Raw genomic sequence first — 12998 nt, 5'->3', positions numbered from 1 at the left:
ACCACACCAGTGGTGCCGCCGTTTTTTCGCCTCTGTTATAGTCGTTTCCTTCACTCATCGTTGCCGGAGCACGGCCTTGAAGAATCGTTTTCCCTTCGTCGATTGGTTCCGTAATTCCTCGCCGTACATCAATGCGCACCGAGGCCGAACCTTCGTGATACTGATCGAAGGCGAGGCGATGGCGGAAGGGCGAGGCGAGCAGCTTCTCCAGGATATGGCGTTGCTGCATACCCTGGGCGTTCGCCTGGTGGTGGTCTTCGGTATCCGGCCGCAGGTACAGGCGGCATTGAGTGCTGCAGGCATCGAGCCGGTGCGCCGCGACGGGCGTTGGGTCGCCGATAGTGAGGTTATGGCCCATGTCGAGCGCACCGCCGCCGAACAGCGACTGTGGCTCGAAGCCCGACTGTCGCTGGGGCTGCCCAATACACCGCTGCATGGCGTCGAGCTCACCGCGGTATCGGGCAATCTGGTGATGGCCAAGCCCTTGGGGGTACGTGACGGCCTCGACTTCGACCGCAGTGGCGAGGTGCGCCGGGTACGGGCCAATGCCATCAAAGGGCTACTGGAGCAGGGCTCGCTGGTGGTGCTTCCGCCGTTGGGTTTCTCCAGTACCGGCGAGGTCTTCGACCTGGATGCCTCGGAGGTGGCCCAGCATGCTGCGGTGGCCCTGTCCGCCGACAAGCTGATCCTGCTGGGTGAAGCCGATGGGCTGCATGACGAGAGCGGGGCCCTGCAGCGTCAGCTCACACCGGCCGAGGCCGAGCCGCTCTACCGCCAGGCGACGCCGGGCAGTGAACTGTCTCGCCACTTGGGGGCCGCCTGCGATGCCGCCCGGCATGGCGTGGCGCGTACCCACCTGCTTTCCTGGCACGATCATGATGCCCTGCTGGGGGAGCTCTTCACCCGCGACGGGGTGGGGACGATGATCACCCAGCATCGCTACGAACAGTTGCGTCCCGCCGAGCTTGGCGATGTGGCCGGCCTGCTCGGCTTGCTCGAGCCCCTGGAGCGCCGCGGCATGTTGGTGGCACGTTCCCGCGAACGCCTGGAGCACGAGATCGAGGACTACATCGTCATCGAGCGCGACGGCATGGTGATCGGCTGTGCCGCCTTGCATACCTTCGGCGAGGAGCGCCTGGGCGAGCTGGCCTGCGTGGCGGTGCACGATGACTATCGAGGTGGCAAGCGCGGCGAGCTGCTGCTCGCCGAGATCGAGCGCCGAGCCCGTCGGCGTGGGCTCGATAGCCTGTTCGTGTTGACCACTCACACCACCCACTGGTTCTTTGAACACGGCTTCCGGCTGGACGCGATCGACGTGTTGCCGCCGCTCAAGCGCGACGCCTACAACCATGCCCGCAAGTCCAAGATTCTCATCAAGCCGCTGGCCTGAGGGGGTCGTTGTCTCCGGCAGGCTACCTGACCGCTGCTGATGTCGCTAAACAGCAACGAGGTAAGTAGTTGTTAAGAAAGCTGTTTATGTTTGGCTTTTATTGTCTGTTGGTGATTGGCGACGTTTTAGACTCAACGAGCATGAAAAAACCGGCCGTTATCGATGCCGTGCCAACATGGCACGGCTTTTTTATTTATTAAGTTGCTGAAAATAGAGGGATTACTAAAAACATGGCACGGCTCTCGCACTATATAGGGTGAGCAACGGGAAGTGATTCACTACGGCTCGAATCACTTTCTCGATCGACTCACCGGGAAGGGCACCACCCTGTGAGACCTGACCAGTCGAGTCGATCAGCGTCTGCTCCACGCGATGTGTGACTTAGGTTGCGATGAGACGGGTACCGCCGAATAGGCAAGGAATGGTACCGCTGGGCAAGGACGCCCTTTGGCAAGGATGCCTCATCCCCTTCGGGGGATCGAATTCAGCCGGCGCCGCCACACGGCAAATCGTGGCGACGCTGCAGAAATGAAGCCGGGTGGTTCGCTACCCGCATGTCGATGACAGCCCCTGTTGGCGTCACGTCAGCGACATGGCTTCAGGGCCTCGGCCCAAAGCGAATGCCGATAAGTGCCTGATCAGGCAGGCAGTTCTAGGTATTCACTTACCCTTCAGTTCCCTGCGTACCTTGGGCCGGCCCTGCCGGCCCTCTTTTTTTGCAATCAAATTTTACACAGGTGACAAAGGGAAAAGCTAAAGCCGACGAGACAACTCTGTTATTCTGAGTGGTACATCGCATGTCCTTGCCGTTATCACTACTACACAGAACATTAGTCATGACCACGCAGGTCTCGCGTCGCTGGCGTCCCCGCTCGCTGCTGCAGCTCGTTCTGATGGCGTTCATCGTCGTCATGCTGCCGCTGGGTATCCTCATGTACCAGGCGGGGCAGGCCTTGTCCGAGCTGACCCAGCTTGCCGATGAAAGTGCCCGCCAGGCGGTGGAAGAAACGCGACGTGCGCGTGCACTCTCTTCCCTGGCACTGGAAATGGAGCGTAGCGCTCGCCAGTACGCCATCGTCGAACAGGAAGGCCTGCTCGACCTCTACCTCGAGCGTGCCAACGAGTTCGGCATACTGCTGGCCCAGCATCGGCGGCTTTTGCCCGACGATCCCGATGTAGCCGCTCTGGCCGATCAACTCGAGCAACTCAAGACCCTGCCCAACCTCGAACTCGAGGAATTCCGCGAAGCGCTGCCGATGTTCGCGACATTCGCCGAATACACCGACGCGATGCGTGTGGCCACCAATCGACAGATCGATACCCGCATCGACACCATTCGCGAGCGCGCCAGTGCCGTGCAGACCCGCCTGTGGTTACAGACCACGGCTCTGGTTTCCGCCAGCCTGGTACTGATGCTGCTGTTCACCTGGCTGATCATCCGGCCGATCCGTCAGCTTGAGCGCCGCATTCTGTGTCTGGGTAGCGCCACCCAAAGTACGCCCCAGAACAATATCCAGGGGCCGGCCGAGCTGGTCAGCCTCGGCGACAGGCTGGACTGGCTGTCGTCACGCCTGGCGGAGCTCGAGGCCCAGAAGCAGCAGTTCCTGCGCCACATGTCGCATGAACTCAAGACTCCGTTGGCCAGCGTGCGCGAAGGCACGGCTTTGTTGGGCGATGACGTGGCGGGAGAGCTCACGCCCCACCAGCGCGAGATCGTGGAATTGATCGACGCCAGCGGTCAGGAACTGCAAACCCTGATCGAGCAGTTATTGAACTACAATCTTTTACAACACCAGCAAGGCATCGAGGTCGAACGTTTCGACGTCGCTGCGGTAGTCAAGGAGCTGCTTGCCAAGCATCAGCTGGCGCTGGAGCACAAGGGCATGCATGTCGATCGCTTCGAGGGGCCCCTGGAATGGCAGGCCGATCGGACATCGACAGGACGCATTCTCGACAACCTGCTATCCAATGCCATCGCTTATGGCGAGGACGGGGGCCGTCTCGAGATTCGCGGACAGCGCTATGGATCGTCTCTGGTGCTCGAAGTGGCCAATAGCGGTGAGCCGATCGCCGAAATCGACCGCTCGCGTCTGTTCGAGGCTTTCTACCAGGGCCAGACCCGGCGCAAGGGGCCGCTCAAGGGCTCGGGCATCGGGTTGTCGATCGCCGCGGATTGCGCGGCGGCTCAACAGGGGCGGCTTGAACTGGTGGAACACGATCCGCTGCCGGTCTGCTTTCGCCTGACGCTTCCCTGGCACCCGCCCCGGGCCGTCCTGCCGGAACCCACCGAACAACATGCGGTCGCACACGATACGAGAACAACGCTGTCGCTGCCGATAAGCGAGAGCACTGACGCAAGGAACTGAAACCATGGACTTTCGTGTTCCCGTAAGCCTGCTGGCGGCAACCCTGCTGGCAGGTTGTGAACTATTGCCTCCGACCGAAGAGACGACCGGTCTGGAGGAACCCGAAGCCATTACCTGCGATGAACGCATCCCTACCCTGCAAGAGAGCGATTGTCTGGTCGAGGCCTGGATCGATTATGCCCTGGCCTCCCAGCGCGGCGACCGGGAGTGGCGCGATGACACCCTGGGCCGCACCGAACGCGAGAATAGCCGTTACCGACTGGCACGGGCGGTTGCTCTGGCCTGGGGTACCGAGCGCGAATGGGCACTTGCCTCGGAATTGTTGAGTGAAGACCTGCATGCCGCCCCGAGCGATCTTCAGCCGCTGTTGCGCTATTGGCTCAACGAGGTGGAAGGGCGTCGGGCCATGGCCCAGCGGGTAGTGCGAGTCGAAGCTCAGCGATCCCAATTGATGCAGGAAAACGAGGAGCTGGCCCGCAAGCTCGAGGCGCTGACCGCCATCGAGCAGAACATCAATCTACGCCAGCATACCCCTTGATCGACCGTTGGAGTTGACTGTGAAGCACGCCGCCAGAAACCAAGGCTCGTATATCCTGCTGGTGGACGACGATACCAGCCTGTTGAAATTGTTGGGGATGCGCCTCGAGAGCCGGGGATTTCGTGTCACGACCGCCCAGAGCGGCCAGGAAGCCCTGAGCTGCCTGGCTCATGAGCGTCCCGACCTGGTGCTGTCGGACCTGCGCATGGACGAGATGGATGGCATGGCGCTGTTTCATGAAATCCAGCGCCAGTCTCCGGGGCTTCCCGTCATCATCCTGACCGCCCACGGCTCGATTCCCGATGCCGTGAGCGCGACCCGCCAGGGTGTGTTCAGTTTCCTGACCAAGCCGGTCGATCGCGACGAGTTGTTCACTGCCATCGATGAAGCGCTGCGCCAGGCCCCCGGCTCGGGCGACTCCGACGACGACTGGCGGGCCGGGATCATCACCCGCAGCCCGCAGATGGAGCGCATTCTCGAACAGGCGCGCATGGTGGCGGCCTCGGATGTCAGCGTGCTGCTGACCGGCCCCTCGGGGTCGGGCAAGGAACTGATGGCCAACGCCATCCACCGCGCCAGCTCTCGGGCCAAGAAGCCCTTCATCGCCATCAACTGTGGCGCGTTGCCCGAGCAGCTTCTCGAAAGTGAGTTGTTCGGCCACGCCAAGGGCGCCTTTACCGGGGCGATCAGCCAGCATGAAGGTCTGTTCCAGGCCGCCGACGGCGGCAGCCTGTTCCTCGACGAGATCGGCGACATGCCGCTGACCCTGCAGGTCAAGCTGTTGCGCGCCCTGCAGGAGCGTCAGATTCGCCCGTTGGGTTCGACGGCGTCGGTACCCATCGACGTACGCATCATTTCGGCCACTCACCGCGATCTCGACCGCGCCATGAGCGAGGGCGACTTCCGCGAGGATCTCTACTATCGCCTCAACGTGGTCAACCTCAAGCTGCCGCCCCTCAAGGAGCGTGCCGAGGACGTACCGCTGCTGGCCAAGTACCTGGTCACCCAGGCGGCAGCGCGCCACAAGCCGTTCGTCAAAGGGTTCTCGTCCGAAGCGCTCAATTTGCTGGCCGCCTCGGCCTGGCCGGGCAACGTGCGTCAGTTGGTCAACGTGGTCGAGCAGTGCGTGGCCCTGACCAGCTCGCCGATCATTCCCGAGGCCCTGGTCGCCCAGGCGCTGACGGCCGAAGAGAATGCGCTGCCCTCGTTCAACGAGGCGCGTGCCAACTTCGAGCGCAGCTACCTGATCAAGGTGCTCAAGATCACCGAGGGCAACGTGACCCAGGCCGCGCGTATTGCCGGGCGCAACCGCACCGACTTTTACAAGCTGCTGGCCCGCCACGAGCTCGAACCCAGCGCCTTCAAGCCCGGCGGCGACACCCCGATGGGCAAGGTCGATCCGATGATGTCCTGAGCGATCAGGACTTCAAACGCCGTTTGACCTCCACCTTGAGCCGTCCCTCACCCAGCCGTGCGGTCAGCACCTGGCCGGGCTGGGTGTCCTGGGCGCGCTGAATCACCTGCCCCGTATCGTTCTCCAGAATCGAATACCCCCGCCCGAGTACCGCCAGCGGGCTGACCGCCTGCAACTCGCGGGCGAGCGACCCCAGCCGGGCGCGGTGCTGTTCCAACCGACGCGGCATCGCCGCATGCAGCCGCGTTTCGGCCTGGCTCAGTCGCTGCTGGGCACGATGAAGCTGCTGGTTGGGGTCGAAGGCCAGCAGGCGCTGCAGGGCATGACGCTGGCGCTGATGATGAGCGGCCAGCCGGGCCGACATCGCCCGGTGCAGGCGCGCTTCCAGTTGGCTGAGCTGATGACGCTGCTGGGCCACTCGCTCGCCCGGGTGTCGCAGGCGGGCGCGCAAGTGATCGAGGCACTGCGCCTCGCTATCCAGCCGGGCACGCTGGGCGCGGATCAGGCGCGAATCGAGCGTCTTGAGGCGCAGGCGCAGGTCGTGTTGATCCGGCACCAGTTGTTCCGCCGCCGCCGAGGGCGTGGGAGCCCGCACATCGGCCGCGAAATCGGCCAGCGTCACGTCCACCTCATGGCCCACTGCCGACATCACCGGCAACCGCGAATGAAAGATCGCCCGGGCCAGGTGCTCGTCATTGAACGCCCACAAGTCTTCCAGGCTGCCGCCGCCGCGGGTGATCAGCAATGCATCGCGTTCAGGGTCGAAACGACCGCCGGGCTGTGTGGCGCGGTTGAGCAGCGCCAGGGCGCGGATCATGGCCGGGGCCGCCTCCCGCCCCTGTACCGGTACCGGTATGACATTGACCCGGGCTAGCGGCCAGCGCGCCTGGAGCACCGCCAGCACATCGCGAATCGCCGCCCCGGTGGGTGAGGTCATCACCAGCAACTGGCGCGGTGGGCAGGGCAGGGGGCGCGCATTGGCGAACACGCCCTCGACGGCCAGGCGCTGCTTGAGCTGCTCGAAGGCCACCAGCAGATCGCCTTGGCCTGCGGGCTGCACCGCATCGACGATCATCTGGTAATCGCCGCGTGGCTCGAAGATCGACACCGACCCCAGCAGACGAACCCGGTCGCCGTTCTTGAGCGGCGTGGCCACGAAGCGCGCCCGATTGCGGAACAGCGCGCAGCGCAACTGGGCCCGGTCGTCCTTCAACGTGAAATAGACGTGCCCCGACGCCGGCCGCGACACACCGGAAAGCTCGCCCTCGACCCAGCACTGGCCGAAATCGCGCTCCAGCAACAGGCGGGCGCGGCGGTTGAGTTCGCTGACGGACAGCGCCGATTCGGGGGGCGGTTGCATGAGCGCATTCCTGGATTCGATCGACCCAGCCTACCATTGCCGCATCGCCACATCAGCCCGGCAGGGCCATGGGCGCTTACATTGCTGCCCCTGCCATCAAACCGTTATAATGGTCGATTAACTTCCCTCACGCCCCGTCCTCCACAGTTCAATGGGTGTTGCCGATATGTTACGTATGGCGCAAGAAGCTCTTACGTTCGATGACGTATTACTTGTCCCCGGCTATTCCGACGTTCTTCCCAAGGATGTCAGCCTCAAGACCCGCCTGACCCGCAATCTCGAACTCAATATCCCGCTCGTGTCGTCCGCCATGGACACCGTGACCGAAGCGCGCCTGGCCATCGCCATGGCCCAGGAAGGCGGGATCGGCATCATCCACAAGAACATGTCCATTGCCGCCCAGGCCGCCGAGGTGCGCAAGGTCAAGAAGCACGAGAGCGTGATCGTCAAGGACCCGGTGACCGTCGGGCCCAAGGCCAAGCTGGAAGACCTGCTGAGCATGGCCGAAGAGTACGGCTACTCCGGCTTCCCGGTGGTCGAGGGCGAGACCCTGGTCGGCATCGTGACCGGCCGCGACATGCGCTTCCAGCCCGATTACAGCGACAGCGTCGAAGCGATCATGACCCCGCGCGAGAAGCTGGTCACCGTGCCGGTGGGTACGCCGCTCTCCGACATCAAGGTCAAGCTTCAGGAAAACCGCATCGAGAAGATCCTGATCGTCGACGATCAGTTCCGCCTGCACGGCCTGGTCACGGTGCGCGATATCGAGAAAGCCCGCACCTACCCGCATGCCGCCAAGGACAGCGATGGCCGCCTGCTGGTCGGCGCTGCGGTGGGTACCGGCCCGGAAACGCCGGACCGCGTGACGGCGCTGGTCGAAGCCGGTGTCGATGCCATCGTGGTGGATACCGCACACGGCCACTCCAAGGGCGTGATCGAGCGTGTCGCCTGGGTCAAGGAGCACTATCCCGACGTGCAGGTGATCGGCGGCAACATCGCCACCGCCGCGGCCGCACGCGCCCTGGCCGAAGCCGGTGCGGACGCGGTGAAAGTGGGCATCGGCCCCGGTTCCATCTGCACCACGCGCATTGTGGCCGGCGTGGGCGTACCGCAGATCACCGCGGTGGCCAACGTGGCCGAAGCGCTCAAGCCCTACGACATCCCGCTGATCGCCGATGGCGGCGTGCGCTTCTCCGGCGACCTGGCCAAGGCGATTGCCGCCGGGGCCAGCAGCGTGATGATCGGCGGCCTGCTCGCCGGTACCGAGGAAGCCCCGGGCGAGGTCGAGCTCTACCAGGGTCGTACCTACAAGGCCTACCGCGGCATGGGCTCGATGGGTGCCATGTCCCAGAGCCAGGGCTCGGCCGACCGGTACTTCCAGGACAAGAGCGAAGGTGCCGAGAAGCTGGTGCCGGAAGGCATCGAAGGCCGCGTGCCCTACAAGGGCGTGATGAGCGCCATCGTCCACCAGTTGATGGGCGGCCTGCGCGCCTCCATGGGCTACACCGGCTGCACCAGCGTGCTGGAAATGCGCACCAAGCCGGAGTTCGTGCAGATCACTGGCGCCGGTTTCGCGGAATCGCACGTCCACGATGTTCAGATCACGAAAGAAGCGCCCAACTATAGGGCTGGTTAACAACGCCGCTGGGCGGCGTCATGCGTTGTTGAAAACGGCCTCGGCATGCTCATTGACATCCACGTCAACTGCGCTGTCTCGGCCGTTTTCGCCTAGCCTGACGCTCACCCAGCGACGCCGTTGAGTTATTCCCCTCATACGCTTTGTCCCGGCCCGCTGCTGAAACGCCGCCTTCAAGAGACGTCCAGATGACCGACATTCACGCCCACAAGATCCTGATCCTCGACTTCGGCTCCCAGTACACCCAGCTCATCGCCCGCCGTATTCGCGAGATCGGCGTCTACTCCGAGATCCGTGCCTTCGATATCACCGAGGAGGAGATCCGCGAGTACAACCCCAACGGCATCATTCTCTCCGGCGGCCCGGAATCCACCATCGCCGAAGGCTCGCCGCGGGCGCCGGAGTGCGTGTACGAGCTGGGCCTGCCGGTGCTGGGCATCTGCTACGGCATGCAGACCATGGCCGAGCAGTTGGGCGGCCGCGTGGAAGGCTCGAACAAGCGCGAATTCGGTTACGCCCAGGTGCGTATCGACAGCAGTGACGACCTGTTCAAGGACATCAAGGATCACGTCGACCCCGAAGGCAGGGCGCTGCTCGACGTGTGGATGAGCCACGGCGACAAGGTGGCTCAGGTGCCGGACACCTTCACCGTGACCGCCTCGACTCCCAGTTGCCCCATCGCCGCCATGAGCTGGCCGGAAAAGCACTTCTACGGCGTGCAGTTCCACCCCGAGGTCACGCACACCCTGCAGGGCCAGCGCATCCTCGAGCACTTCGTGCTGGGCGTGTGCCAGGCGGAAAAACTCTGGACCGCCGCCAAGATCATCGAAGACCAGATCGCCCGCGTACGCGACCAGGTCGGCGACCGCCACGTGTTGCTCGGCCTTTCCGGCGGGGTGGATTCCTCTGTGGTCGCGGCGCTGCTGCACAAGGCCATCGGCGACCAGCTCACCTGCGTGTTCGTCGACAACGGCCTGCTGCGCAAAGGGGAAGGCGAGCAGGTGATGGAAACCTTCGCACGCCACATGGGCGTGAAGGTGATCCGCGTCGATGCCGAAGACCTGTTCCTCTCGCGCCTTGAAGGCGAGAACGACCCCGAAGCCAAGCGCAAGATCATCGGCAACACCTTCATCGACGTGTTCGATGACGAAGCCAGCAAGATCGAGGGTGTCGACTTCCTGGCCCAGGGCACCATCTACCCCGACGTGATTGAATCCGCCGCCAGCAAGACCGGCAAGGCGCATGTGATCAAGTCGCACCACAACGTCGGCGGCCTCCCCGAGACCATGAAGCTGCAACTCGTGGAACCGCTGCGCGAACTGTTCAAAGACGAAGTGCGCCGCCTCGGCCTCGAACTCGGCCTGCCCTACGACATGGTCTACCGCCACCCCTTCCCGGGGCCCGGCCTGGGCGTGCGCATTCTCGGCGAAGTGAAGAAGGAATACGCCGATATCCTGCGTGAAGCCGACGCCATCTTCATCGAGGAACTGCACAAGGCCGACTGGTACCACAAGACCAGCCAGGCCTTCGCCGTGTTCCTGCCGGTGAAATCCGTTGGCGTGGTCGGCGACGGCCGCCGCTACGAATGGGTTATCGCCCTGCGCGCGGTGGAAACCATCGACTTCATGACCGCCCGCTGGGCCCACCTGCCGTACGAACTGCTGGAAACCGTCTCCAACCGCATCATCAACGAGATCAGCGGCGTATCGCGTGTGACCTATGACGTGAGCAGCAAGCCGCCCGCGACGATTGAGTGGGAGTGAGGCAGGCCTAGGCAGAACGCCTGACACGGCTAAGTTGACCGGGATCAAGGGTCTACCAAAGGGTAGGCCCTTTTTCTTTGCAATTCGTTACAGGGTTTAGTTAACTCAGGTTAAGGTCGCTGAGACGACTGCCGATAGAACGAGTATTACAACGTAGACAGGGCTATCCAAGGAGAGGCTTGAAAAGCCATCACACCATGTCGGTTATAGCGGTAACGTGCCCTGACGAAGAAGTAATGCGTTATGCGTAGGGCAACACTCCATCAGCTGTTAGCACCGGAAGCCTGGCATGGTCCGGGTTTGTCGCCTGTCAATCAAGCCGTAAGCATCCTCATCCTGTTAGCATCATTCATCGCCATCTTAGAAACTGAACCGACCGTGCGCAGCTTGGCACCAGGGCTGTTCCCCCTCCTTGAAGCATTCTTCGTAACTGTTTTCATCTTCGAATACCTGCTTCGCCTGTATGCGGTAGGGGAAGACACGCGCTACCGTGGTATTGCCGGACGCCTCCGTTACATCTTCTCCTTCTGGTCACTTATCGATCTGATTGCCATCCTGCCTTTTTTCCTGGGTTTCCTTGCCTATAACAATGCTTTCCTGCTGCGGCTACTTCGACTCTTGCGCATGCTACGACTCGCTCGCCTGGGGCGATTTAGTCAGGCCTGGTCGGCATTGGCCGACGCCTTGCATTCACGTACCCATGAACTGTTGCTCAGCGTGGGCGTGGCGGGTCTGCTGCTGCTATTTTCCTCCGCTTGCCTCTACGTGGTGGAAGCTGCAAGCCAGCCCGATGCCTTCGGCAGCGTTCCGAGGGCCTTGTGGTGGAGTATCGCCACTCTAACCACCGTGGGCTACGGCGATGTAACGCCTATTACCGCTTTAGGTAAGGTGTTTGCCGGCATCACCGCTGTAGCGGGCATCGGTATCATCGCCATGCCCACCGGCATCTTGGCCGCTGCATTCAGCGATGCCTTCCAGAATAAAGACAACACGCAAGGAGATTGACCTTGGAACGTCCCGATTTTGCCAAACGTGGCGAAGAAGCCCGATTGATACCTGTTGTTGCCGATACCAACCGAGAACAACGTGCGGCCTCGGTTCTGCTTGCTGCTCTTCGCGGCGTGCAAGAGTTCCGACAGCAGATGCTTTTGTCGCTGGGAGTGCGTGTCGGGGCTAGGGCGGTATTGGGCGCTTGGACGGAAATCGTATTAGAGGCCGATCCCGGCGTTGCTAAGAGTGATCGCCCCGATGGGTTGATTGTGCTGCAGACGGGACGCAAGACATGGAACGCCTTGGTAGAGGCCAAGATCGGCAATGCTGAAATCGGTGAGGAACAGCTCAAGCAATATCTACAGCAAGCCAAGAAGCACAAAGTGGATGCTGTCATTACCATCACCAACCAGTTCGTAGCCATGCCCTCGCATCATCCAGTTAAGGTGCCAAAAACGATGCTGAAGGGTGTCGAACTTTATCATTGGTCATGGATGTACGCGGTTACCCAGGCGACGCTGTTGCTGGAGTCCGGCGAAATTGAATCGCCGGACCAACGTTTTCTCTTGGAAGAAGTTCTCCGTTATCTCGGCCATGAATCCAGCGGCATATCCCGCTTCGACAGCATGAATCGAGAGTGGAAAGAGATTGTAGCCAAGGTCAAAAGTGGCGCCGTGCTGGGTAAGAATACCGAGGAAGTGGAAAACACCGTCTCCAGCTGGCATCAGGAGCAGCGCGACCTATGCCTGGTGATGAGTCGAAAACTAGGGCGCCCGGTAAAGCTTAAGCTGGCCCGTGCCCACCGCACAGACCCGGTGCAGCGACTTAAGGACGACTGCGAGTTACTGGCTAAGGAGAAAGTGCTTAAGTGCTGCTTGGAAGTACCAGATGCCGCTGCGGATCTGGAGGTAACGGCCGACCTGACTCTACGAACCATTGTCTGCTCCATGAGGCTCTCTGCACCACAGGGCAAGAAGCGCAGCACGGCGCGAGTGAATTGGCTGACCAAACAGCTCAACAAATCCGAAGCCGAGAGCATGTTCGTCAAAGCGGTTAGGCCGGGCCGTGCCGAGGAAACTCAGAAGCCGCTCGTCCAGGTGATCGAGGATGCGGCGGTACTTGAGTCCTCGGCAACTAATGTAGTGCCCAGCGCTTTCGAGGTGTTCTACATGGCCGACCTTGGCCATCGCTTTTCCGGTAACAAGATATTCATCGAAGAGTTGGAAAAGGCGGTGCCGCATTTCTATGAGCAGGTCGGTCAAAGACTCAGGGCTTGGATAGCGCCACCGCCTAAGTTGCACCGGCGTGATCCGGTCGAGGAAAAGAATGACGCCTTAGGCGATGAGGCGGAGGCAAGGAAAGATGTTACGAAAGTGTGGGAAGTGGCTAAGTAGCCTCTAGCGCATCATTAACGAGATTGACATCTCCGTCGAGAGGCTTAAGAAGTCAGCTAACGACCTTGAGCGGACATCTCGGCAGAAGCTGACACTATAAGTTCAACAATCCCGCGTCGGGGCTCGACTGGTCTTGTTCGTATGCCT

General features: G+C 61.8%; 9 protein-coding genes. 8 read left to right on the top strand and 1 reads right to left on the bottom strand.

The window, feature by feature from the left end:
* Window positions 1-76: 76 nt before the first annotated feature.
* From argA to glrR, 4 genes are all read left to right on the top strand, one after another.
* Window positions 77-1390, top strand: a complete 1314-nt coding sequence (gene argA, locus JH15_RS06840) for an amino-acid N-acetyltransferase (RefSeq protein WP_043528244.1) — start codon at window positions 77-79, stop codon at window positions 1388-1390.
* Between the two features lie 836 nt (window positions 1391-2226).
* Complete coding sequence (locus tag JH15_RS06835; protein ID WP_043528243.1) at window positions 2227-3756, top strand: sensor histidine kinase; 1530 nt, start codon at window positions 2227-2229, stop codon at window positions 3754-3756.
* 4 nt (window positions 3757-3760) lie between these two features.
* Window positions 3761-4294: a hypothetical protein gene (locus JH15_RS06830; protein ID WP_043528240.1), complete on the top strand. Its 534-nt coding sequence runs from the start codon at window positions 3761-3763 to the stop codon at window positions 4292-4294.
* Between the two features lie 19 nt (window positions 4295-4313).
* Window positions 4314-5708, top strand: a complete 1395-nt coding sequence (glrR, locus tag JH15_RS06825; protein WP_156105258.1) for a two-component system response regulator GlrR — start codon at window positions 4314-4316, stop codon at window positions 5706-5708.
* Window positions 5709-5712: 4 nt separating this feature from the next.
* Here the strand turns inward: glrR and xseA are convergent, their stop codons facing one another.
* On the bottom strand, window positions 5713-7068 hold the full coding sequence (gene xseA, locus JH15_RS06820; protein ID WP_043528237.1) for an exodeoxyribonuclease VII large subunit: 1356 nt from the start codon (window positions 7066-7068) through the stop codon (window positions 5713-5715).
* A gap of 166 nt (window positions 7069-7234) precedes the next feature.
* Here xseA and guaB point away from each other — a divergent pair, with 166 nt between their 5' ends.
* From guaB to JH15_RS06800, 4 genes are all read left to right on the top strand, one after another.
* A complete protein-coding gene (gene guaB / locus JH15_RS06815; protein WP_043528983.1) occupies window positions 7235-8704 on the top strand; it encodes an IMP dehydrogenase in 1470 nt (489 codons plus the stop codon).
* 188 nt (window positions 8705-8892) lie between these two features.
* Window positions 8893-10467: a glutamine-hydrolyzing GMP synthase gene (gene guaA / locus JH15_RS06810; protein ID WP_043528235.1), complete on the top strand. Its 1575-nt coding sequence runs from the start codon at window positions 8893-8895 to the stop codon at window positions 10465-10467.
* Window positions 10468-10767: 300 nt separating this feature from the next.
* Window positions 10768-11472 carry a potassium channel family protein gene (locus JH15_RS06805; protein WP_231566380.1) on the top strand — a complete coding sequence of 235 codons (705 nt, stop codon included), beginning with the start codon at window positions 10768-10770 and terminating at the stop codon, window positions 11470-11472.
* A gap of 2 nt (window positions 11473-11474) precedes the next feature.
* Entirely contained in the window at window positions 11475-12851 is a 1377-nt protein-coding gene (locus tag JH15_RS06800; protein WP_052383931.1) for a hypothetical protein, read from the top strand.
* The last annotated feature ends 147 nt before the right edge of the window (window positions 12852-12998 follow it).

Source organism: Litchfieldella xinjiangensis (assembly GCF_000759345.1).
Classification (GTDB): domain Bacteria; phylum Pseudomonadota; class Gammaproteobacteria; order Pseudomonadales; family Halomonadaceae; genus Litchfieldella_A; species Litchfieldella_A xinjiangensis.
The sequence above is the reverse complement of the archived record's forward strand: the minus strand, read 5'-3'. Positions and strand labels throughout refer to the sequence as shown.